We start from the raw sequence: 22,016 nt of genomic DNA, 5'->3' as shown, positions 1-22,016 counted from the left end.
GGGCCCGGGCGCCACAAGCCCCGGCGCCCGGGCTCGCGTTCATCCCCGCCCGGGCCCGTGTCCATCGCCGGACGTCAGCGACCGGGCAGCACCACCGTGTGCGCCCGCTGCGGGGCCTGCGGCGCGGCGACCGGGTGGGCGCCCGAACGGAACTCCTGGGGACTCATGCCCCGCACCCGCTTGAACGCCGTCGACAGGGCGAAGGCCGAGCTGTAGCCCACCCGCCGGGCCACCGTCGCGATGGTGGCGTCCGGCTCCCGCAGCAGGTCCGCGGCGAGGGCCAGGCGCCAACCGGTCAGATAGGCCACCGGCGGCTCGCCCACGACCTCGGTGAACCGGCGCGCCATCGAAGCCCGCGACACCCCCACCTTCAGGGCGAGTTCCTCGACCGTCCAGCCGTGCGCCGGATTCTCGTGCAGCAGCCGCAGGGCCGGCCCGACCACCGGATCGCTCTGGGCCCGGTACCAGGAGGGCGCGCCACTGCCCGGCGCCGCCAGCCAGGTCCGCAACACCCCGATCAGCAACAGGTCCAGCAGCCGGTCCAAAACGATCTCCTGGCCCGGCTCGTCCTTGGAGATCTCCGACGCCAGCAGAGCGACCAGCATGGTGTCGGCGGCCTCGGCCGGCCGCACCAAAATCGTCGGCAGCGCGCTCAGCAGCCGCCGGCCGATCTCACTCGGCGCCTGGTAGGTGCCGCTCAGCATCACGGCCGAGCCGGCGTCCTGGAAATCGTCCCCCCAGGTCCGCACACCGAGCGCCATCGTCTCGGTGACGTCCTCACCCGCCTCGGTACTGCACCGCTGCTCCGGTCCGACCGTGATCTGCACCGGCGTGTCCCGGGAATCCGCGACTGTGTACGGATCGGGACCCCGCACGACGGCCACGTCGCCCGGCCGGATCACCACCGCAGTGCCGTGCTCGGGAACCAGCCACGCGTCGCCGTGCACCATCGTGACGACGGACAGCGGCGCCCGGTCCTCCACGCGCAGCGACCAGGGCGGGTTGAAGACGGACTTGAGGAGGAAGGCCCCCCGGGCCTTGGGGCCTTCCAGCAGTCCGGTGAGCGTGTCCATGCGTACATCCTCTCGCCTCGAGCGTCCTGTCCCCCGGCCCGCAACCCCGCAACCGTCTCCGCACACGGCGAAGCGCCCGCTCTCCCGCGGGGGACGGAGAAGAGAGCGGGCGCCGTTCGCGGGGGGAGGAGCGGCGCAGCGCCACAGCGTCTGCCACCGCCGCCGTTGTCGCCGCGGCCGCCGGGGGCTACACCGACGCGCGGCCGTGCAGCGTCAGGGCCCGTCCCAGCGCGGCCAGGGCCGCCGTACAGGCCACCGTACGCACGATGTTGCCCGAGGCCCACCGGCCGCCGAAGCGGGAGCGGGCCGCCGCCGCATCGGCGCCGGCCCGGGCCAGCTGGTTGTTGAGGGGGATGTTCACGATCGCGGTCACGACCAGCGACAGCCCGTACAACGCGAACGCCAGCCAGCCCCAGCGCGCCGCGTCCGGGCGCCCGCCACGCTGCTGCTGCGCGGCCGCCACCCCGGTCGCCAGGAAGGCACCCAGGAAGAGCAGCCCGAACAGGCCGTTGTCGATCGCCTCGTTGATGTTCCGCATCGCGGTCACGTACGTCTGGTCGTCGCCGCGGCCCAGACCCGGCATCACCGAGATGTCGAAGGCGAAGTAGAGCCCGGCCATCAACCCGGTCCCCACCGTCGCCGCCACCAGCGTCACCGATTGCGTGGTCGTGCTGCTCACTTCAGGATTCCCTTCAACGTGCGCTCGTAGCGCCGGTTCAGCAGCGTGGCGCCGATCAGCCGGACGGGCGGCGGGATGGTGGCCGCGACGTGCGCGACCGACTGGCGGGAAGCGCCGTCGAACATCCACGGCTGGAGGTAGGTCATCACGCGCATCGGGGCGCTGGAGACGACCTTGCGCTCCTCGGCGAGGTAGGCCCGCTCGCCGAGCCGGTCGAAGACGGGGAAGACGATCCGCTCCTCGTCGCGCAGGTGGTCGCGCAGCACGCCCTCGAAGGTCTGCGCCGCCCGGACCAGGCCGTCGCCGCGGTGGGCGATCGCCGTCGAGACGGCCGCCATCGCCGCGTCCAGTTCCTCGTGGTCCTCGTGCAGTTCGCGTGCCTGCGCGTCGAAGTCGGCGTCCCGGCGGCGCAGTCCCGGCCACAGCACGTCGTCCTCGCTGGTGTGGTGCCATTCGATGACCTGGCGCAGCCGCTGCCACCACTCGGTGCCCGCGCCGTTCCACGCGGGGGCCGCGGCACGCAGCCGGGCCGCGTCACGCCGCATCGCGATGTGCATCAGGGCGAAGCCGTGGAAGTGCGGGGGAACGTGTTCCAGTCCGTGTTCGCTGGAATACGACGGGGGAGCTGGCACGGGAGCCTCCTGCCGGTCTGTCGAGCGCGGTGGCGCGGGTGTGCGGGTGTGCGTCCCCCCAACCCCGAGTACCGGGCGGCGGCCGTACCAGAGTCGCCGCCCGGTCAAGGAGCGATAAGGGACGCAGCGGTGGTGAGGGCTCGCGCCGTCAGACGTTCCAGACCCCCGACGCCGCGGCGTCGCGGGCGAAGTCGGAGAAGTCCTTGGGCTTGCGGCCCAGGGCCTCCTCGACACCGTGCACCAGGTGCGCGTTGCGCCCGTCGAGGATCATGGTGAACAGGTCCGCGAACTCCTCGGGGAGGTCGTTCTCGCGCAGCACCGCGCGGTACTGCTCGTTGGTGACCGAGATGTACTTGATCTCGCGCCCGGTGGCCTTCGTCAGTTCGGCGGCCACATCGCTGTAGCTGAGCAGGCGCGGGCCCGACAGCTCGTACGTCTTGCCGATGTGCTTGTCATCGGTCAGCGCGGCCACCACGACGTCGGCGATGTCGTCGGCGTCGACGAAGGCCTCCACCGCGTCACCGGTCGGCAGGGCGATCTCCCCGGCCAGTACGGGCTCCAGGAAGAAGCTCTCGTTGAAGTTCTGGTTGAACCAGCTGGAGCGGACGATGGTCCAGTCGGCGCCGGAGGCCTTCAGGTTCTCCTCCGACACCTCCGCGGCCTCCTCGCCGCGGCCGGACAGCAGCACCAGACGGCGCGCACCGTTCGCGACGGCCACCTTGGAGAATTCGCGTACCTGCTCGGCGGCGCCCGGGAAGGCGAGGTCGGGGTAGTAGGTCACGTACACCCGGTCGACGCCCTCCAGCCCCGGACCCCAGGTGGCGGGCTCGTGCCAGTCGAAGGCGGGCCGGCCGCTGCGGGAACCGATCCGGACCTGGCGGCCCAGGGCGGAAAGCTTCTCGGCGACGCGACGGCCGGTCTTGCCGTGACCGCCGATGACGAGGGTGATCTGCGTGTTCTGAGTCATGAGTACAGTCAAGTCCAGTCTCGCGAGACGGGCCATAGCCACAAAGCTCAGTTCCATATGCCTGCGTCTACGAGTGGTCACCTCGGAGCGCGACGGAGAGAGTGTGGCTTCGGCGTGAGCCCCAGAATCGTAGGCATGCCCCCAGGGGGCGGGCCAGGCGTCTGGAGCGAGCCTCGACCGCTCGTCGAGCCGCCGTCCAGGAGCCGTCCACCGATTTCCGACAGACCGTCAAGTTCCCCTGTGCGGCGGGACTTGAGCCGTTTTCCGGTCCCCTGCGACACCATCGGCCCCGGAGTCACGACCCGCCCGCTGGGAGGCCGCATGAACGCCACTCCGGACCATCCGGAGCTCGACCAGTTGTCCGCCGACCTGGCCGCTCTGCACGGACGGATCGGGCTCGACCCGGCCGCCGGGCGGCCCGCGCGCCGCGACCGCATCGACATCCGCTTCGCGGCCGCCGCCGCCCGCCATCCCACCCAAGTCCGCACCCGCGACACCGCGCAGCAGACGACCCACCTCGAACTGGACTGGCTCGCCGACGACATCGCACGCCGCCTGTCGGGCCGGACGGGACCCGGCGCGGCCGTCGCCGTCCGCGCACAGCGCTCCAGCACCGCCCCCGCCGCCGTGGTGGGCGCGCTGCGCACCGGAGCCGCCGTGCTGCCCCTGGAACCCGGACACAACGCGGGCCTGCAGGAACACCTGATGCGCGACGCCGGCGTCGAGATGGTCATCTCCGACAGCGGACTGCTGCGCGACGAGATCCCGCTGGCCAAGGCGGGCCCCTTCGTCGTCGCGGCACGCCCCGAGACGGCGACGGGCCGCGAGATCCCCCCGCACACGGCCTTCCTGGCCCTGCCCGCCGCCGGCGATCCCGGCCGGGCCCTGACCGTGCGGCCCGTCACCCACATGGACGTCCTATCGTGGGTGGACGCCGTGGTCCCGATGCTGGAGCCGGGGCCGGACGAGGTGTGGACGTACTTCCACTCCCTCAGCCTGGACCTGGGCATGCGGGAGATCTGGGCACCCCTGCTCAGCGGCGCCCGCACCGTCGTCGTGGACCGCGACACCGCCTGCGACGCCCGCGCGTTCGCCCGGCTGCTGGCCGAGCGGCAGGTGACCGTGGTGACACAACTGCCGTCCGCCTTCGCCCGGCTGGCCGCGGCCGCCCGCGCGAGCCGCACCGCCCTGCCGGCGCTGCGGCACGTACTGCTCTCGGACGAGCAGGTGGACGCCGCCGCCCTGGCCGACTGGCGGGACGCCCGGATCGCCCCGCAGGCCGTCGTCTGGGACGTCTCGGGGCCACCGACCGTCCTGTGAACGGCCGGGAGAGCGGCAGCGGGGGAGGGCCGCGGACGATCCACCGTCCGCGGCCCTCCCCCTCTTGCGCGTCCCCGGGCGGCAGCCGACGGCAGCCGGGCGTCAGTAGTTCCCCATCCCCCCGCACACGTTGAGCGCCTGCGCCGTGATGGAAGCGGCCAGATCGGTGGTCAGATAGCCCACCAGAGCCGCCACCTCCTCGGGAGTGGAGTACCGGCCGAGCGGGATCTTGGATTCGAGCTGCTCCTGGACGTACTCCTCGGTGGTCTCCCACGCCTGCGCGTACCCGCTGCGCACACGCGCCGCCAGCGGCGTCTCCACATATCCGGGGCAGACCGCGTTGACGGTCGTACCGGTCGGCGCGAGTTCCTTGCCGAGCGCCTTGGTGAAACCGACCACGGCGTGCTTGGAGGCGGAGTACGGGGCGCCGAGCAGGACCCCCTGCTTGCCCGCCGTGGAGGCGATGTTGACGATGCGGCCCCAGGGCTGCGCGCTGAGGCCGCCGCCGTTGAGGACCTCCCGCGTCAGCAGGAACACGCTGTTGAGGTTGGTGTCGATCACGTCGTGCCACAGCTCGTCGGTGATCTCCGCGGTGACGCCGCCGCCGCTGCGGCCGGCATTGTTGACCAGAACGCTGACCGGAGCCCCGTACGCCGCCACCGCGGACGCGACCAGCGACCGTACGGCGCTGCGGTCGCGCACGTCGGCGGCCGCGCCCTCCACGCTCAGCCCCTCACCCTGCAGATCGGCGACGGTCTGCTTGACCGCGGCCTCGGTACGCGCGCAGACGAACACCCGGTGGCCGCGGGCGCCCAGGTCCCGGGCGACGGCCAGCCCGATGCCGCTGGTCGCCCCGGTGACCAGCGCCACGGGCCGTTCGGGAGACATCTCTCTCGTCTTCACGCTCATCCTCGTTCCCTCCGTCGCTCACCAGACGTCCGGCTCACCCGACGTCCAGAGCGTGCCGCAGGGCACTCGGGGCACGACGGATCAGCGCTCGCGCCAGGTTCCCGCGCGCCGGAACCCGCCCGTGCGGTCCCATCCGGCCGCCTCCGTGCGCGGGGGCTCCACCCGCTCGACCGTCCGCCGGCCCAGCAGGGCGCTCAGGACCGCCAGCACGGCGGCCGTCTCCGCCGCGTCGGGACGCCCGCGCACGATCCGCCACGGCTGCGCCCCCGCCCCCGCCCCCGGCCCGGCGGCCGCCGCGGCCTCCCGGGCCGTCATACCGGCGGGTTGCCGTGCTTGCGCGACGGCAGGTCGGCGTACTTGGTACGCAGCATGGCCAGGGCCCCGACCAGCACCGAGCGGGTTTCGGCCGGATCGATGACGTCGTCGACCAGACCGCGCTCGGCCGCGTAGTACGGGTGCATGAGCTCGGTCGTGTACTCCTTGATCTTCTGCGCGCGCGTCGCGTCCGGGTCGGCGGAAGCGGCGATCTCCCGGCGGAAGATGACGTTCGCCGCGCCCTCGGCGCCCATGACGGCGATCTCGTTGGTGGGCCACGCCAGCGCGAGGTCCGCACCGATGGAACGCGAGTCCATGACGATGTAGGCACCGCCGTACGCCTTGCGCAGGACCAGCGAGATCCGCGGGACGGTGGCGTTGCAGTACGCGTACAGCAACTTGGCGCCGTGCCGGATGATCCCGCCGTGCTCCTGGCCGACACCGGGCAGGAAACCGGGCACGTCGACCAGGGTGACCAGCGGGATGTTGAAGGCGTCGCAGAACTGCACGAAGCGGGCCGCCTTCTCGCTCGCGTGGATGTCGAGGACCCCGGCGAGGCTGGCGGGCTGGTTGGCGACGAAACCGGTGACGTGCCCGTCCATCCGGGCCAGCGTGCACACCACGTTGGCCGCCCAGCCGGGCTGGACCTCGAAGTGGTCCCCGTCGTCGACGACTTCCTCGATCACCCGGCGGATGTCGTACGCCTGCTGCGGATTGGCGGGCACGATGGCGGCGAGCGCCTCGGTACGCCGGTCCGCGGGGTCCTCGCCGTCCTCGCGCGGCGGTGTCTCGCGGTTGTTGGACGGCAGCAGCGAGAGCAGGTGCCGTACGTCCTCCAGGCAGCTCTGCTCGTCGTCGTAGGCGAAGGCGGCCACCCCGGAGACCGCGGCGTGCACGTCGGCGCCACCGAGACCGTTCTGGCTGATCTCCTCACCGGTGACGGCACGCACCACGTCGGGGCCGGTGATGAACATCTGCGAGGTGCCCCGGACCATGAACACGAAATCGGTGAGCGCGGGGGAGTAGGCGGCCCCGCCCGCACACGGGCCCATCATCACGCTGATCTGCGGAATGACCCCGGAGGAGCGGGTGTTGCGCTGGAAGATGCCGCCGTAGCCGGCCAGCGCCGACACACCCTCCTGGATACGGGCGCCGGCACCGTCGTTGAGCGAGACCAGCGGGGCCCCGGCCGCCTCGGCCAGGTCCATCACCTTGTGGATCTTCTCCGCGTGGGCCTCGCCGAGCGCCCCGCCGAAGATGCGGAAGTCGTGCGCGTACACGAAGACGGTGCGACCGCCCACCGTGCCCCAGCCGGCGACCACGCCGTCGGTGTAGGGCCGCTTCTGCTCCAGCCCGAAACCGCTCGCGCGGTGCCGGCGCAGCGCCTCGATCTCGTGGAACGAGCCCTCGTCCAGCAGCAGTGCGATGCGTTCGCGGGCGGTGAGTTTGCCCTTGGCGTGCTGCGCTTCGGTGGCCCGCTCGTCGGGGCCGGCCAGGGCCAGGGCCTTGATGCCGGCCAGTTCCGCGGCAGGGTCTCTGCCCGGCAGGGTGGACACGTCGGTGATGGTCATGTGGATCCTCCAGATCTGAAGACCGGATTGCGGCCACCGTCCTGCGCGGGACTCAAGACGCCGTGGAAGTCCGCTCGAACCCCGTACGAGACGTGGTCCTGGCGCCGTTGCGGCGTGCGGGCCCGGCGGCCTGTCGGCCCGGCGGCCTGAGGGTGGGTGGCTGAGGGCGGGGTGGGGACCCCGCCCGGGGCGGCAGGGCTCAGGTCGCCCGGTGCAGGGTGAGATGGCGGCGGCCGGCCGGCTTCGCCCGGTACGGCGACGGCCCGCCGGGGCCGTCCGCGCCGACCGCGGCCGGCGCCGCGGCGAAGACCGCGCCGCTGTACGCGCGCTTCTCCCGCTCCTCCCGCAGGACCTCCCGCAGGGCCTGCTCGAAGCGGTCGATGTCCTGGGCACCGTTGTCGTGATGGACGGACGCCCGCACGGCGGTCGCGCCGTCCCGCGCGGCCGGGTGGAGCGGGTTCTCCTGCGCGACGCTCTTGCGCAGGACGACCCCGCGCCGGGCCAGGCCGCGGCGGATGAGCGCGGCCGGGACCTCGCCGTGACGGAACGCCAGCATCCCGGCCTGCTCCCGGCCCGGCGCGAGCAGTTCGATCCCGGGCGTCCGCTCGACGACGGCGCGCAGCCGGGGCAGGAGGTCCTCGTACGGGAGGCAGGAGGCGGCCGAGTGGTGGGCGAGGGCGGCGTTCAGCGCGGCCACGGCCGCCGGGGCGGGCGCGGGCGGGCGGCCACCCCACACCCCGGGCGCGGCGTAGGCGAAGCCCACCGCGTCCGGGCCGCGCAGGAACCTCCAGCCGTCCGCGGTGAGCAGGTGCGCTCCGATGCGCGCGGCGTCGACGGGGAGCTGCCCGACGGAGTGGGAGGCGTCGACGGCGTACCGGGCCCGGTGGGGGGCCAGGAGCCGGCCCACCCGCTCGACCGGGTTGACGGTCCCGCAGGCCGAGGAGACGTGGACCACCGAGACGAGGGCGACGTCCTCGTCGATGTGGGCCCGCATCCAGTCCAGGTCGAGGTCGCCGTCCGCGCGCAGCGGGACCACCTCCAGCCGGCAACGGGTGCGGTCGCGCAGGGCGTAGAGGGTGGTCAGGTGGTCCACGCCCTCGTGCGGGGTGGTCCAGATCCGATCGCCCGGGCCGAGCTCCGTGGCGCGGACGAAGGCGTCGAAGGCCGCGGCCGCGCCGGTGGTCAGGACCGTGTCGCCGGCCGGGACGCCCAGCAGGCCGCCGAGACGGTCGTGCACCTCGGTGTCCAGGACGGGCCCGAGGTGTTCCTTCAGCGCGCGGCTCCCGAAGCGGTCGTCGCGGGCCGTGCAGGCGGCGAGCACGGCGCGCACGCCGTCCGGCATCCGGCCCGTACCCGCCGTGTCCAGGTGGGCCGTTCGGTCCGAGTCGTACGTCGGCGCATTCATCGGCGCATTCATTCAGGGGCCTCCCCCCGCTGTCGGGGCCGTGGCACGTCCACGACCCTGTGTTCCACGCATTGCCAGAACGCTTGGCAATACATTGCCTATTGTTTGGCAGTCTTGGCAATGCCCGCTCCGGCGATGCTCGAGTTCCGGCTCCTTGGCAACATCTGGCACATCCCCGTTCACCCCCTGTCAAAGCAACTCCCGCGCAGGTCACGGCAATTCACCAAAGCGCCGCATGCACGCAAAGGGCGGCCGGCGGGCGTTGTCCGCCCTTCCCTCCAGCCTTTCTCAAGCGATTGACGAGCAAATCCCGAGCAGACATTGCCAATCTTCTTGGCAGAGGACTTGCCAACACGATTCAAAACATTGCCACGGAGGAGTCGCCATGAAGAACATCGCCCGCATCGTCGCCACCGCCGCCCTCGCCGCCACCGCCGTCCTCACCGCGGGCGCGGCCGCCCACGCCGACGGCGGCCCCATCGACTGGCCGGTCCCCCCGACCGCGGCCGCCACCCCGGCCGGCACCGCCACCGCCCTGATCGACTGGCCGTAACCGCTCGGCGGCGGCTCGAAAGCCACTACAGGAAAGAGATGGAGCACATCCACCCCGGCTAGCGTGCCTCGAACGGGGGCAGCTCCTTGGCCACCGGAGGAAAAGAGCCAAGGAAGTACGGAGGAGACCGTGAGAATTCAGGTTCTGGGTCCGCTGAGCGCAGAGGTCAACGGGGGATCCATCGTTCCGACCGCGGGCAAACCAAGACAGCTCCTGTCGCTTCTCGCGCTCTATCCAGGGCGCGTCATACCGGTTCCCACCCTCATGGAGGAGATCTGGGGAACCGCGCCGCCACAGAGCGCGCTGACCACCCTGCAGACGTACATCCTCCAACTGCGCCGACGGCTGGGCACCGCCATGGGACCCGACGCCCCCGGCGGCGCCAAGGACGTACTCGTCACCCGGCACGGCGGCTACCTCCTGCAGATACCCGAGGACGGCGTCGACGTGCACGACTACGAACGCCTCGTCCGCGAGGGCCAGTCGGCCTTCGAATCCGGCGACAGCCAGGTCTGCGCCGCCCGCTACCGGGCCGCCCTGGACCTCTGGCGGGGCCCCGCCCTGGTCGACGTACGCGTCGGACCGATCCTCGACATCGAGGTGATGCGCCTCGAGGAGAGCCGCCTGGTCACCGTGGAACGGCGGATCGACGCCGACCTGAGGCTGGGCCGGCACGCGGAACTCATCGCCGAGCTCACCGAACTGACCGCACGTCACCCCCAGCACGAGGGACTCCACTCGCAGGTCATGGTGGCCCTGTACCGCTCGGGCCGGCAGGCCACCGCCCTGGACGTGTACCGCCGGCTGCGCGGCCGGCTGATCGAGGACCTGGGCGTGGAACCGTCGCCGCAACTCCAGCGACTGCACCAGGCCATGCTCGCCGTCGACCCGCAGCTCGACGTCCTCGCCGGACCGCGCCGCACCTCGACCTTCGACCTCTACGCCGCCTAGGCCCTGCCCGGGCGGGCGCGCTCAGTCGCGCCGTACGGCCATGCTCGCGAGCCCCCGGGCGAGCGCCTGCGCGCTGCTCCGGGGACCGCCGAGGCCCGTCATGACGACACTCACCGGCGATCCGATCCCGTCCGCGAGCACCCGCGCCAGCTCGTACGCCGCCCCCGCGCCGGGCCCGCACCCGCCCAGCACCAGCCGCCTGCCGCAGGCCAGCAGCCCGGCGAGGGCGGCCGGCACCGCGCCCGGCACCATCGCGCCGGGCGGACCGTCCAGGTCCCACACCACGATCGTCTGCGGGCCCTGGTGGTCGCGGGCGAACCGCTCGTAGCAGCCGCCCACCACCCCCGGGACCCCCACCAGACAGATCACCTCCGCCGAAGACGCCCCGCCGCGCAGCGTGCGCAGCCCGGTACGCCGCACCGCGGGCGGCCCGGCGGCCATGGAAGGGGCTTCGACGTCCGCCAGCAGGCCCAGCACCCCGCCGACCGTGGGATCGGGGTCCGGCAGATCGGCCAGGGCCCGCAGCAGACCGACGCACTGCCCGAGGACGGCGGCGGCGTCCGCGTCCGCCAGACGCGCCCGGTCGTAGACGGCGTCGAGCACCAGCGCTCCGCCGCCCTCGTGCCGGGCGACTATCGTGACGGGCACACCGCCGCCGGCGCCCACGGTCCGCGGCGCGTCCACGCCGACGCCCTGCGCCCGCAGTTCACCCTCCACGTCGGCCCCCGGATCGGCCGGGCCGTCGAAGACGATGACGGTGTCGGTGAGCCGCTCGCCCGGCCCCCGGCCGCTCCACTCGCGGATGCGGTCGGCCGACACCCACGGATAGGCGCCCATGTCCAGCCGGGCGTCGTGCACCTGCCGCAACAGGCCGGCCAGCGGGGCCGCCGGATCCACCCGCACCGTCATCGGCAGCGCACTGCCGAGCAGCCCGGGGATACCGGCCGCGCCGGGCAGCGCGATGTCGCCGCCGCAGACCCGCACGCCGAAACTCACCGGCAGGGGACCCTCGGCCGCGGCCGCCCGGTACAGCAGCAGCGCCCACACCATGTGCAGGGCGCTGCTCTCGCCGACCCCCCGCGCCGCGGCCCAGGAACGCAGCCGCGGCCCGTACGGGTCCTCCAGCCGCCGGCGCAGACGCCCCTCCCCGCTCTGGCGGGTGTCCGGGCCGGGGCGTCCCGGCGCGGTCGCGGCGCCGCGCGGGGGAGCCGCGCGCGTCCACAGTTCCCGGGCGCCCTCGGCGCTCTGCCGGGCCAGCCAGCGCGCGTGGTCGCGCAGGTCGGGGCGGCGCTCACCGCCGGGCAGGGCGCCCGCGGCCAGGTAGGCCCGGTAGAACGCGCGCAGCAGGAGGTGCACGCCGCGCTCGTCGAGCAGGGCGCGGTGGCAGGTCAGCAACACCCGGGTGGGCGCCCCCGGTTCCCCCTCCAGCAGGGTCAGGCGCAGCAGCGGCGGACGGTTGAGGGCGAACCCCTGCGCCCGGTCCGCGTCGAGGAGTTCGCGCCAGGTGGTGTCCGTACGGGTGCGGTGGACGATCTCGACCTCGGCGTACGGGTGCAGCAGCAGCCGTGGCACCGCCGTCCAGTCGAAGGCGGCCCGCAGGACCGACTCCCGCCCGCAGACGGACTGCCAGGCCGCGTCGAAGCGGGCCCGGTCGAGCGGACCCGACCAGTTCCAGTGGACCTGCTCCAGGTACCGGTCCGGCCCGTCGGCACGGCTGACGGCCTCCGCGAGCAGCTCGCGCCGGTCCCCGGCCAGGGCCAGGGGCTCACCGGCGCCCGGGTACGGGCCCAGCAGGTCGGCCAGCAGCTCGGGGCCCAGGCCCGCGGGGCCCGGCGACGCGTGGCCGGGCGAGGCGTTGCCCGGTGAGGCGGGGCCGGGCGGGCCGGTCTCCGGGAGCAGGCGCAGGGTGTGCCGGCCCGGGCCGTGGCCCTCCAGGGTGACCCGCAGGCGCCGGTGGCGCTCGGCGATGCGGGCGGCGAACATCTCGGCGTCCGCGTCGTGGCGGAGCCCGCGCAGACCCAGGACGAGAGCGGAGCCGGGCGCGGCACGGCCCGCCTCGTGCACCACCGCGAGGACCGGCCCGGGCCCGTCCGCGCTCTTGTCAGTCACCGACACGGACACGGACACGACAGAGGAAAACCGGCGCGAAGGGCACCGCGGAGAGTTCCCCTGCGTTCACGGCGTCCGCCTTCCCTCGCCCCACCCGGAGGTCACCGGTCGCAGAAAGGGTAAGTGGTCCCCGGGCCCGGTTCCCCTTTCCTCAAGTGGTGCTGCAGCGCTTCGCGAACCGGTGTCGACCTGCGCCTTCCCGGCCGCCGGCGGGGCGGGCCGGCGCCGGTGCGCGGCGCCGACCAGACAACGCTCCAGGACGCGATGGGTGGTGAACGTCCACTCCCCGTCCGCGCCCCCCTCCCCGTCCGCGTCCCCCTCCCCGTCCGCGTCCCCCTCCTCGTCCGGCGCGCCCACCAGAACGACACGGCCCCGCTCGTCGCGGTCGAACCCGAAGGGGGAGAAACCGTGGTGCGGCCCGTGCCCGAGCGCCCTGGTACGGGCCTGCTTCAGGGTCCACAGCCACAGCAGCCGGGCCCGGCGCTCGCCTGCGGGCAGTGCGGCCAGTGCCGCGCGTTCCGCCGCGGTGCACCACTGCTCGGGCGGCACCTCGGCGGCGACGTCACGGTCCGCGGGCTGCGCGTCCACACCGATCGGACCGGTACGGCTGACACCGACCACGATCAGCTCACCGGTGTGCGCCAGGCTCACCGCCAGGTCCTCGCCCGCACCCCGCACCAGGGGCTGCCCGTCCGGCTCGTAGCCCAGTTCCACGGTGTCCACGGGAACGTTCAGCGCGGCCGCGGCGGAGTGCTTCACCACGAACCGCGAGACGGCGAAGCGCATCCGGCCGGCCGCGGCCGCCGTCTGCCGGTAGCGCGGCCAGTCGCGCCCGAGCAGGGGCCGCAGCGCGGGGTCGAGCAGCACGGCGGCCAGCCACTGGCCCCACGTCGTGCAGACCACCGCCCGGCCTGCGTCGTCGAGCCGGTCGCCCACCTCGTCCCACGGGCCTTCGGGACCGGCAAGGTGCAGGGGAGCGTCGAGCGGCTCCGGGCGGGACCGGGCGGCAACCATGGTCACGACCTCCTTCTCGTGCTCATCGCAGACTTGTGGGCTCGTGGGCTCGTGGGCTCGTGGGTGCGTGGCTCATCGCAGGCGGCGTACGGCGCTCTGGGCGTGCCACCTGGCCAGGCGCAGCGTCTCCGTACCGGCCCGCCCCAGCCACGTCCGTACGTACCGGCGGGCCTCCACGAGGTCGGTCCCCGCCCCCAGCACCTCCTCGACCGCGTCCTCCCGCAGCATCACCCGCCGGGCGCAGACGACCCGTACGCCGTCCCCGTCCGGGACCAGGGACCATTCGCCGCTGTGCGCGGCGATCAGCCGGGACGTCGTCAGCTCCTTGTCGACGATCCGCGCGGCCGCGGGGAAGCACAGCCGCACCGAGCGGGTGGTGACCGTACGCCCGCCGGGGGCGGCGCAGGTGTCCACGGTCGCCAGCTGCACGCCGGGCACGTCCTCGACCACGCCCACCGATTCCACGTGCGGGACGCGCTCGGGCCAGTCCCCGATCCGGTAGAGGAAGTCGTAGACCAGCTCGGCGGGGCCGTCCACGCGCACGCTGTCCTCGAAGGAGAACAGCAGCTGGTCCAGGCGCTCCCAGCGCTCGGCGACCCCCTTCACGTGGGCGAGCTGCTCGGCCGGCTCCGCCTGCCACTCCCGCCGGCTGTGCTCGGTCTCGGCGGCGGGCAGCCCCTCCAGCGTGCGCTCTTGACGCAACGTCAGGAGCGATTCGGTCTCGCCGAGCGCCTCGACCGTCCACACGCCGGTGGTGGGCACGCCCGGGCGGGCGGTGTCCTCCTGCTCGAAGGCGACGGTCCTTGAGTGCGGGTACAGCACCCGGCGCACGTGGAAGGAGCGGACCCGGTCCTCGCGCACGTCCCATACCCGCAGCCGCTCCCGGACCCCGTCGAAGTCCATCCGTTCGACGTGGACGTGCGAGGGCAGCAGGAGGGGCCAGCGGACGGCGTCGGCCAGAAGTCCGTAGACCACGCCGGCCGGGGCGGCCACCCACGCCGTCCGCTCGCTCGCGTGCACGCGCTGCGACGGCATGAGAGGCACCCCTCTGATCGTTCCTGCGATGCGTTCCGGGCTGCACCACAGGCTGCACCAGGGGACTTGAGCCTTCCTCAACCGCCGACGGCCGAGGCCCCGCTGAGCCGCCCCGCCCGCCCGGCCCGATCGGCGGCCTGTCCGGTGGCCTGACCCATGGTCTGTCCGGCCTGTCCCGCCTGGGTCAGTGCGTCGGCCAGCACCCGCCAGATCTCGGCGGCGAGGTCGATGTTGGCGTCCTCCTGCGCCTGCTGGGCCAGATCGCGCAGGCCCTGGATCCCGGCGGGGTCGCCGCCGAGGATCAGCAGCTGATGGCGCAGGATCTCCAGCCGCACCCGGCCGCGGTAGGTCATCCTCGGCTGGTCGGCGGCCAGTTGGCCCAGCAGGGCGCGCGCGTCGTCGTACTGGCCGGTGGCGAACGCGAGGTCGGCCTTGAGCGCGGTCAGGTCCTGCCGAAGGGCCGGCGTGCCCACGAAGGCGAGGGCGGCCTCGGCCTCGGCGGCGCGCCGACGTGCCTGCTCCGGATCGGCGGGCAGCTTCTGCAGGTGCAGCCGGGCCGTGGCCAGCCGCAGCCGGATCCACAGGACCAGGTCCTCCTGACTGCCGAACCGCTCGAGGGCGTCGTCCAGGCAGGCCTGCGCACCCGGGTAGTCGCCCTGGCGCATCCGGACGGCGGCGGCCGTCCACATGGCCTCGGCCCACAGCGCGTCGGAGCGCCCCTCGACGAGGACGGTCAGCTCGTCGGCGTGCACGCGCGCGTCCCCGATCCGGCCCGCCTCGGCCTGTACGGACACCAGCGCCAGCAGGGCGGTGGCCCGGTCCTCCACCCCCAACTCCTCTCCCAGCGCGATCCGGTGGGCCTCGACGGCGGCGTCCAGGGCCGGGTTGATCTCACCGATGGACCGCAGGCAGCGGGCGAGCCGGGTCAGGCCCCGCACGCGCAGCTCGCACACGCCCACCTCCTCGCCGAGCGCGACCAGCCGGGTGAGCCGCTCCAACTCCAGCGCGTGGTCGCCCTGGACGCGGGCCGCCCGGGCGAGGAGCCACAGCGCCTGCCAGCGCAGGACCGGCGGCTCGTGCCCCTCGGCGGCCAGGGCCCGGCGCAGCGCCTCGATGGCGTCGGGGGAGCCGGTGGACGCCGCGAGGGTGAGCGCATGGGCCAGCGAGCCGGTGGCCGGCTCCTCGAAGTCGGCCGGTTCCAGGCCCAGTCGGCCGGCCAGGTACCCCGCGGCCCGCTCGGTCGGCTGCCGTGCGCCCGACTCCAGACGGGAGAGGTAGCCGGTGGACATGCCCTCGCCGGCCAGCGCCGTCTGGGACAGGCCCTGGGCCATCCGGAGCTTTCTCAGGCGGTGTCCGAACGCGGGCTGTCGCAGCATGAGCATCCCTGAGGTCGCGGGCAAGAAATCTGTCGGGAACCGCCATCGAGCGTAGGACGCCCGGCAACACGCGGGCAAACCTTTGCCAGGGGTTCGCGACGGCTCTCATGCGCACGTCATGTGTTCCTCAAGCGTTCCTCGAACCGACCGAGGCAGACTCTCCAGAACCCGGCCCCGGCACCGGCCGGAGCCCGCTCTTCTCGCATTCAGCGCCTTGGAGTCGATCATGAGGCCATCGGTGTCCCCAGCCCCCCGGCCCGCCGACCCGACCGAGAAGACCCACCCGGACGACGACATCGGCTGGCCCAGACGCCGAACCCCGCCCGCCCATGGCCGTCGACGAACGCCGCGACACGCCGCGCACCGCGCGCCGCGTTCGACGGTTTGGCCAAAACCCGGTGAGCCGAAGGCGATTGCGGAACCTTTGAACCCATTCCCGGAGGTACCGACGGCCTGCGACACGGCGGAAACGATCCGTTCCTGAACACGCCCGCGGCCCCAACCCTTTGAGGGACCCCCTCGAGCCGGGCTACGTTCTCGGCACAGCCACGGACACCGCCGAACGCTCCGGGAGCTGTTCCACCGAGACGTCGAGATGTGACGGAGGGCGCGCCGCACCCCACCGGTGCGGCGCGCCCTCCGCCATGACCCGACAACTCCGGCACGAAAGGCCGCCCGCCGTGAACGACCCCTCAACCACGGAACACTCCGACGACCCACGCCAGACACCGTCCTGGTCGCTGATGGTGCCGCTCACCGGCGCGGCCTGCGCCGTGCTCCGCTTCGGCGGCGTCTGGTCCTGGTGGGCCCTGCTGTGGATCCCCCTGCTCACCGCCGCCGTCGCGGGCATCGTCCTCGAGTGGCGGGTACTGGCGCGCAATCGCCTGCGTATGGGAATCATCGAATGGCTCATGCTCACCGCCGCCCACCTCGGCTCCGCCGCCGCGGTGGGACTCATCCTCGGCCTGTAACCCCCAGGCCGCTCCCGACGGGACCGTCAGACCTCGTCGTCGCCGTCGTGCAGGCGCTGGTCGAGATCGCTCACCCAGCGCTGGGCCCAGCCCCGCAGTTCAGCCGTCTCGCTCTCGGTGAGGCCGTACGTGGTGAACTCCTCGTCGTCGACCCAGTCCGCGCCGGCCAGGCGGTCGATGAGGTCGTGGAGGCGGAATTCGTCCCGGCCGTGCCGCGCGCCGAGGCGCTCCAGCTCAGCGGCCGTGCGATGCCGGGAGGCGGCGTGTACGTCGATGAGGTCGCGGACGGCGCCGCGGTCGGCCAGGGCGCGGACCTTCGTCCCGATGACGGAGTCGAAGGCGAGGACCGGCCCGTACTCGGTCTGGGCCGGCGGCGTCCAGAAATGCTCCTTGAGGACGTCCACCTCGCACTGCTCGCCGGTGTCCGGGTCGACAGCCATCAGCCGGGCCGACAACGAGTCCACGTCGATCACGCGTACCTGCCAGCCCCGTGCGGCCAGTCCCCGCTCCAGGCTCGCGACGATCTCCGCCATCGGAGCCGGGTTCTCGGTGGCGACGTCCAGGTCCTGGCTGAACCGCTCGACGAGGCCATGGGCCTGAACGGCGTACCCGCCGGTGATCACGAGCGGATACGGCGCGCCGATGTCGATGACGGCGGCCAGCAGCCGCCGGTGCAGGTCGCTCAGCTTCACGCGGCGACGGACCTCGCGCTCGCGAGCTCGGGAAAGGCTTCCTCCCAGACCTGTCGCACATGTCTGCTGACCAGGGTGCGCAGGACCGGCCACTGCGCCACGAGGAGGTCGCGGTTCAGCAGGGTCACGAGGTCCTCGTGCTGCCCCTCGGCCAGGACGGTGCGGTACAGGCCCATGCGCAGGCGGGGCCGGTCCAGGTCGTAGGCGCGCAGCCCGGACCAGGCCACGTGCAGGGGCAGCTCGACCACCCCGTGCTCCGGACCCGCGAGCTCCTCCAGCGAAGCGGGCAGTCGGCTCGCGTACCGGGCGCGGAACACCTCGGCCGCCGACGGCGCCGCGCTGCTGGAGGAGTGCATGACCATGAACCCGATTATCCCGCGCCCCGCCCGTCCCCGGTACCGCAGACGCGATAAACCGCCCCGCGGCCGCCCGCCGTCTGCGGGCTTCGCGCGTTACGGATCGGTCACAGCCGCCTCTCGGCCCCCCGCGCCGCGCCAGAGTGGCGCGATGCGCACATACCGCACCATCGCTCTGCTCGCCGCCGTCGGATGCCTCGCCCTCACCGGGTGCGACCCGCAGGCCGCGGACACCAGCACGGGTACCAGCACCAGTACCGGTACCAGCGCCGCCCCGGCGCCCGCCGCGCCTCCCGCCGCCACGACCGCCGCGCCCGCCCCGGCCGGCAGCGTCCCCGCCCCGCCGAAGGGGGGAAAGCCGGCGGCCGCCGTCCCCAATTTCGTCGGCCAGGTCCTCCAGACCGCCCAAGACGGCGCGCAAGCCGCGGGGTTCTACTTCCTCTCCTCGCACGACGCGCTCGGCAAGAACCGCAACCAGGTCCTCGACCGGAACTGGAAGGTCTGCACGCAGACCCCGGCCGCCGGCACGACCACCGGCACCGACACGAAGATCGACTTCGGCACGGTGAAGAACGAGGAGTCCTGCCCCTAGAGGCGGGCACCCCGCACAGGGCGGCGGGTCATCGGCCCTTTTCGGTGATCATGTCGATCAGGCCGTGGGCCGTGTTGTCAGCCGAGAAGATCTCGGAGAGCTCGACACCCTCGAACTTCGGGACCTCGGCGCTGCGGACGAACATGGCCTGCTCGTACTCGGTGAGCGCGGCCTCCACGTCGTCGGGGTGCGCGGCGAGGGCCTTGCCGAGTTCGGCGCCGTCGAGCAGGGCCAGGTTGGCGCCTTCGCCGTTCGGGACCCCGAGGTGCGCGGCGTCACCGAGCAGGGTCACCCCCGCCACCCGGTCCCACCGGTGCCCGTCCGGCAGGACGTAGTGGGGACGCAGGACCGGCGCGGTGTCGCCGTCGGTGATCAGCGCGGTGACCTCCGGCGCCCAGCCGTCGAACTCCCGCGCTATCCGTTCGGTGGCCGCGGCGGCGTCGGTGAAGTCGATGGCGGCGAACCAGTCCAGCGGCCTGGCCAGCGCCACATAGGTGTGCAGGGTGTCACCGCTCTCCCGGTGAGCGAAGATCTCCCTGCCCGGTGCGGGCACGATCAGCATCCCGCCGCCGACCGCCTTCGCGGTGGCGGGATGGCGGGTGTCGGCGTCGAACAGGTACGTCTCGACGAACGAGGTGCCGGCGTACTCGGGCATGGCGGTGGACAGCAGCGGCCGCACCCGGGACCACGCGCCGTCCGCGCCGACCAGCAGGCCGGTGACGAGGGTGCCGCCGTCGGCGAACGTCACCTCGTGGCGGCCCCCGCCGAGGGCCCGGGCGCCGGCGGCCTTGTGCCCCCACCGGACGGTGCCGGCCGGGAGCGAGTCGAGCAGGATCCGGCGCAGTTCACTGCGCTGCACCTCGGGGCGCCCGCCCGTGCCGTCGTCGGCCTTGTCGAACAGGACGCTCCCGTCCCGGTCGAGGACCCGCATCGCCTGCCGGCCCTCCAGGACGATGGCGCGGAACTCGTCCATCAGACCCGCCGCCTCGAGGGCGAGCTGGCCGTTGTAGTCGTGGATGTCGAGCATCCCGCCCTGCGTGCGCGCCGCCGGGGAGGACTCCGCCTCGTAGACCGTGGCCGGGATCCCGTGGACGTGCAGGACACGGGCCAGCGCGAGTCCGCCGAGTCCCGCGCCGATGATCGTGACGGGTGTGTGCATGGTGGCTCCTTCGGGACCGGGCCGCCCGGTGGGATCCGGCCGGCCGTCTCCCGAAAGGTGTCAGGGCCGGCCAACAAGCCGCCGACAGCGGACCGACAGCCGCCGGCACCCCCCGACAGACGACCGACACCCGCGGCCCCGCCCCGCCACCCGCCCCGCCCGGCCACCCGCCCCGCCCGGCCACCCGCGCTGGCCGGCCGGGTCCCGGGCTCAGACCGCGTACAGGTCGAACGTTGACCCCCGCTTCGGTCCCGCCTGCACGTCCAGCGCCGGATCGACCGTCAGCATCGCCTGGTGCAGCCGCTGGAGCTGCGGCGACGGCTCCACTCCCAGGTCCTCGATCAGCCGGCCCCGCAGCCGCCGGTACACGTCCAGGGCCGTCGCCTGGCGCCCCGACCGGTACAGCGCCACCATCGCCTGCGAGTGCAGCCCCTCGTGCTGCGGATGCCGTGCGATCAGCTCGGTGAGCTCGGCCAGCAGCTCCGTGTGCCGGCCCAGCCGCAGGTCCACGTCGATCCGCCGCTCCACGGTGACCAGCCGGCTCTCCTCCAGCCGCATCACCTCGATCTCCAGGATCGGGCCCACCCGTACGTCGACCAGCGCGGGCCCCTGCCACAGCGTGAGCGCCGCGCGCAGCATGGCCGCCGCGCTCTCGTCGTCGCCCTGCTCGAAGTCGCTGTGGCCCCGGGTCACGAGGCTCTCGTACTCGTGCACGTCCACCGCCTCCGGCGGGATCTGCAGCAGGTATCCGCCGTGCCGCGTGACAAGGACCTCTTTCGCGCCACCGGCGCTGCCCGGGCCGCCGCCGCCCGGCCCCATGGCGGTACCCAGCTGCCGGCGCAGCTGGAGTATGTACGTCTGCAAGGTCGTGAGAGCGCTCTGCGGCAGGTTGGTGCCCCAGAGCTCCTCCATGAGCGTGGGCACCGGCACCACCCGGCCCGGGTAGAGGGCGAGGAGCGTCAGGATCTGCCGCGGTTTGCGTGCGGTCGGAACGATCGAACCCCCGTTGACCTCGGCACTCAACGGACCCAGCACCTTAATCTTCACGGTCTCCTCCGCAAGTCGTCGACTCCCTCGTTTTTCGGCCTTCGACTCGGGGCACGGTAGCGGTACTTGACCGATGTCACCGGATTCTCAAGCCCCCTTCGAGCCCCTCTCCACGCCCCGTCCCGCAGCCGTGGAACAGGCCCGCACCCAGGCGAAACACGCACGAACCCGGCCCGGGGGAGGACCACTTCACCCGAGCACCGGCCGCACCGGAACACCACCACCAACAGCACCACCAACAGCACCACCGACACCAACGCGAACGCCGGACGTCAGGTACCCGTCCGGCCTCTGTCCGCGCTGCCCGTGCCGGGCGCCCCCTTGGACGCCCGGCCCACCTGCCCACTGGTCCGTTCCGCGATCACCGCGCCCCCCTAAGGGAGTTGCGCGCCCGCCGCGTCGGCCCGGTCCGCGTCACCGGGCAGCACCACGCCCGCCCGCACGGCACCCGGCGGCGTCACCCCGTCCCCGTTCCCGTTCCCCTCGACGGCGGTCGCACCACCGCGGGCCGTCCCTCCCAGCGGCGCCGCCCACAGCGGCACCACCGTCTCACCGCTCACAGGCCGCTCCGCCCGCTCCACCGCCCGCCCCCTCCCGCCCCGCCCCGAGGAACTCCGCGGCCTCGTCGGACCCCGGCCCGCCCGCCGCGCCACCCGGCGCCCGCGCCCGGTACTTCCGTACGCTCTCGGCCGTCACCAGGCCCGGCAGCAGCAGGGCCCACAGGGCCGCCACCTTCCGCTGCAGCTCCCGGTACGGCATCCCGGTACCGGACAGGACCTCGATCCCGCACGCCACGGCCGCCACCAGCGCCTCCGCGCCCTCCCACGCCCGGTCCGCCGCCGGCAGTTCACCCGCGTCCCGCGCCAGCCGGAGCAACGTACAGACCGCCGAGATCCACGCCGCGTGGAAGTCCACCACCACCGACTGCGCCCCGACCGGCCCCCGCGGTCCCGCCCCGCACTCCTTGGTGATCCGGAAGCTCGCCGGGATCGCCGGATCCTCGTACAGCGCCGCGGCCAGCCAGTGCGTGATGTCGATCAGCGCCTGCAACGGCGAGGCCCCCGACTCGCGCAGGGCCCGTACCTCGTCGTGCAGCAGGGTGTACCCCCGCTGCTGCACGGCCTCCGCCAGCTCGTCCTTGGAGGCGAAGTGAAAGTACAGCGCCCCCTTCGTCACCCCGGCCGCGCCCGCGATCTCGCCCAGCGTCGCGCTGGCGTAGCCGTTGCGGTGGAACATCTCGGCCGCGGCATGGACCAGCCGCCTACGGGTTCGCTCCGACCTCTCCTGCAC

General features: G+C 73.4%; 23 protein-coding genes. 5 read left to right on the top strand and 18 right to left on the bottom strand.

The window, feature by feature from the left end; genetic code table 11:
• Positions 1-74: 74 nt before the first annotated feature.
• From AB0D29_RS28520 to AB0D29_RS28505, 4 genes are all read right to left on the bottom strand, one after another.
• Positions 75-1,073, bottom strand: coding sequence for an AraC family transcriptional regulator (locus AB0D29_RS28520; RefSeq protein ID WP_362858143.1), 999 nt, complete (start codon positions 1,071-1,073; stop codon positions 75-77).
• A gap of 187 nt (positions 1,074-1,260) precedes the next feature.
• Positions 1,261-1,752, bottom strand: coding sequence for an anthrone oxygenase family protein (locus tag AB0D29_RS28515; RefSeq protein WP_362858142.1), 492 nt, complete (start codon positions 1,750-1,752; stop codon positions 1,261-1,263).
• Entirely contained in the window at positions 1,749-2,384 is a 636-nt protein-coding gene (locus AB0D29_RS28510) for a hemerythrin domain-containing protein (protein WP_362858141.1), read from the bottom strand. The genes AB0D29_RS28515 and AB0D29_RS28510 overlap by 4 nt, the downstream gene beginning before the upstream one ends.
• Before the next feature lie 148 nt (positions 2,385-2,532).
• Entirely contained in the window at positions 2,533-3,351 is an 819-nt protein-coding gene (locus tag AB0D29_RS28505; protein WP_362858139.1) for an NAD(P)H-binding protein, read from the bottom strand.
• 321 nt (positions 3,352-3,672) lie between these two features.
• On the opposite strand from AB0D29_RS28505, the gene AB0D29_RS28500 reads away from it, so the two are divergent.
• Complete coding sequence (locus AB0D29_RS28500; protein WP_362858138.1) at positions 3,673-4,671, top strand: AMP-binding protein; 999 nt, start codon at positions 3,673-3,675, stop codon at positions 4,669-4,671.
• Between the two features lie 102 nt (positions 4,672-4,773).
• Here AB0D29_RS28500 and AB0D29_RS28495 read toward each other — a convergent pair whose 3' ends face one another.
• The 4 genes from AB0D29_RS28495 to AB0D29_RS28480 form a co-directional block, all read right to left on the bottom strand.
• Positions 4,774-5,559, bottom strand: a complete 786-nt coding sequence (locus tag AB0D29_RS28495) for an SDR family NAD(P)-dependent oxidoreductase (RefSeq protein WP_362858186.1) — start codon at positions 5,557-5,559, stop codon at positions 4,774-4,776.
• A 102-nt stretch (positions 5,560-5,661) separates the two neighbouring features.
• The gene (locus AB0D29_RS28490; protein ID WP_362858137.1) at positions 5,662-5,895 is read right to left on the bottom strand and encodes an acyl-CoA carboxylase epsilon subunit; all 234 of its coding nucleotides are present in this window, start codon (positions 5,893-5,895) and stop codon (positions 5,662-5,664) included.
• Positions 5,892-7,466, bottom strand: coding sequence for an acyl-CoA carboxylase subunit beta (locus tag AB0D29_RS28485; protein WP_362858135.1), 1,575 nt, complete (start codon positions 7,464-7,466; stop codon positions 5,892-5,894). The genes AB0D29_RS28490 and AB0D29_RS28485 overlap by 4 nt, the downstream gene beginning before the upstream one ends.
• A 199-nt stretch (positions 7,467-7,665) precedes the next feature.
• Complete coding sequence (locus AB0D29_RS28480) at positions 7,666-8,871, bottom strand: aminotransferase class V-fold PLP-dependent enzyme (RefSeq protein ID WP_362858133.1); 1,206 nt, start codon at positions 8,869-8,871, stop codon at positions 7,666-7,668.
• Positions 8,872-9,256: 385 nt separating this feature from the next.
• On the opposite strand from AB0D29_RS28480, the gene AB0D29_RS28475 reads away from it, so the two are divergent.
• Together AB0D29_RS28475 and AB0D29_RS28470 are read left to right on the top strand one after the other, a co-directional pair.
• Positions 9,257-9,424 carry a hypothetical protein gene (locus AB0D29_RS28475; RefSeq protein ID WP_362858132.1) on the top strand — a complete coding sequence of 56 codons (168 nt, stop codon included), beginning with the start codon at positions 9,257-9,259 and terminating at the stop codon, positions 9,422-9,424.
• 129 nt (positions 9,425-9,553) lie between these two features.
• Complete coding sequence (locus AB0D29_RS28470; RefSeq protein WP_362858131.1) at positions 9,554-10,375, top strand: AfsR/SARP family transcriptional regulator; 822 nt, start codon at positions 9,554-9,556, stop codon at positions 10,373-10,375.
• Positions 10,376-10,396: 21 nt separating this feature from the next.
• Here the strand turns inward: AB0D29_RS28470 and AB0D29_RS28465 are convergent, their stop codons facing one another.
• The 4 genes from AB0D29_RS28465 to AB0D29_RS28450 form a co-directional block, all read right to left on the bottom strand.
• Positions 10,397-12,484: a condensation domain-containing protein gene (locus AB0D29_RS28465; protein ID WP_362858129.1), complete on the bottom strand. Its 2,088-nt coding sequence runs from the start codon at positions 12,482-12,484 to the stop codon at positions 10,397-10,399.
• A 66-nt stretch (positions 12,485-12,550) separates the two neighbouring features.
• Positions 12,551-13,498 (bottom strand): 4'-phosphopantetheinyl transferase superfamily protein, encoded by a 948-nt coding sequence (locus tag AB0D29_RS28460; protein WP_362858185.1) that lies wholly within the window; start codon positions 13,496-13,498, stop codon positions 12,551-12,553.
• A 72-nt stretch (positions 13,499-13,570) separates the two neighbouring features.
• A complete protein-coding gene (locus AB0D29_RS28455) occupies positions 13,571-14,533 on the bottom strand; it encodes an SRPBCC family protein (RefSeq protein WP_362858127.1) in 963 nt (320 codons plus the stop codon).
• Between the two features lie 77 nt (positions 14,534-14,610).
• Complete coding sequence (locus AB0D29_RS28450; protein WP_362858126.1) at positions 14,611-15,909, bottom strand: helix-turn-helix transcriptional regulator; 1,299 nt, start codon at positions 15,907-15,909, stop codon at positions 14,611-14,613.
• Between the two features lie 680 nt (positions 15,910-16,589).
• On the opposite strand from AB0D29_RS28450, the gene AB0D29_RS28445 reads away from it, so the two are divergent.
• Complete coding sequence (locus AB0D29_RS28445) at positions 16,590-16,880, top strand: hypothetical protein (RefSeq protein WP_362858125.1); 291 nt, start codon at positions 16,590-16,592, stop codon at positions 16,878-16,880.
• Positions 16,881-16,906: 26 nt separating this feature from the next.
• On the opposite strand, the gene AB0D29_RS28440 is transcribed toward AB0D29_RS28445, so the two are convergent.
• Both AB0D29_RS28440 and AB0D29_RS28435 read right to left on the bottom strand, forming a co-directional pair.
• Entirely contained in the window at positions 16,907-17,572 is a 666-nt protein-coding gene (locus AB0D29_RS28440; protein WP_362858123.1) for a nucleotidyl transferase AbiEii/AbiGii toxin family protein, read from the bottom strand.
• A complete protein-coding gene (locus AB0D29_RS28435) occupies positions 17,569-17,934 on the bottom strand; it encodes a hypothetical protein (protein ID WP_362858121.1) in 366 nt (121 codons plus the stop codon). The genes AB0D29_RS28440 and AB0D29_RS28435 overlap by 4 nt, the downstream gene beginning before the upstream one ends.
• A gap of 145 nt (positions 17,935-18,079) precedes the next feature.
• On the opposite strand from AB0D29_RS28435, the gene AB0D29_RS28430 reads away from it, so the two are divergent.
• Complete coding sequence (locus AB0D29_RS28430; RefSeq protein ID WP_362858120.1) at positions 18,080-18,520, top strand: hypothetical protein; 441 nt, start codon at positions 18,080-18,082, stop codon at positions 18,518-18,520.
• Positions 18,521-18,548: 28 nt separating this feature from the next.
• On the opposite strand, the gene AB0D29_RS28425 is transcribed toward AB0D29_RS28430, so the two are convergent.
• From AB0D29_RS28425 to AB0D29_RS28410, 4 genes are all read right to left on the bottom strand, one after another.
• Positions 18,549-19,679: an FAD-dependent monooxygenase gene (locus tag AB0D29_RS28425; RefSeq protein WP_362858118.1), complete on the bottom strand. Its 1,131-nt coding sequence runs from the start codon at positions 19,677-19,679 to the stop codon at positions 18,549-18,551.
• 210 nt (positions 19,680-19,889) lie between these two features.
• Positions 19,890-20,726, bottom strand: coding sequence for an AfsR/SARP family transcriptional regulator (locus tag AB0D29_RS28420; RefSeq protein WP_362858117.1), 837 nt, complete (start codon positions 20,724-20,726; stop codon positions 19,890-19,892).
• A gap of 374 nt (positions 20,727-21,100) precedes the next feature.
• The gene (locus tag AB0D29_RS28415; RefSeq protein WP_362858116.1) at positions 21,101-21,286 is read right to left on the bottom strand and encodes a hypothetical protein; all 186 of its coding nucleotides are present in this window, start codon (positions 21,284-21,286) and stop codon (positions 21,101-21,103) included.
• The gene (locus AB0D29_RS28410; protein WP_362858115.1) at positions 21,276-22,016 is read right to left on the bottom strand and encodes a ScbR family autoregulator-binding transcription factor; all 741 of its coding nucleotides are present in this window, start codon (positions 22,014-22,016) and stop codon (positions 21,276-21,278) included. Before AB0D29_RS28410 ends, AB0D29_RS28415 begins: the two co-directional genes overlap by 11 nt.

This window comes from Streptomyces sp. NPDC048424, from assembly GCF_040651555.1.
Classification (GTDB): domain Bacteria; phylum Actinomycetota; class Actinomycetes; order Streptomycetales; family Streptomycetaceae; genus Streptomyces.
This window is presented reverse-complemented; position numbering and strand designations above follow the sequence as displayed.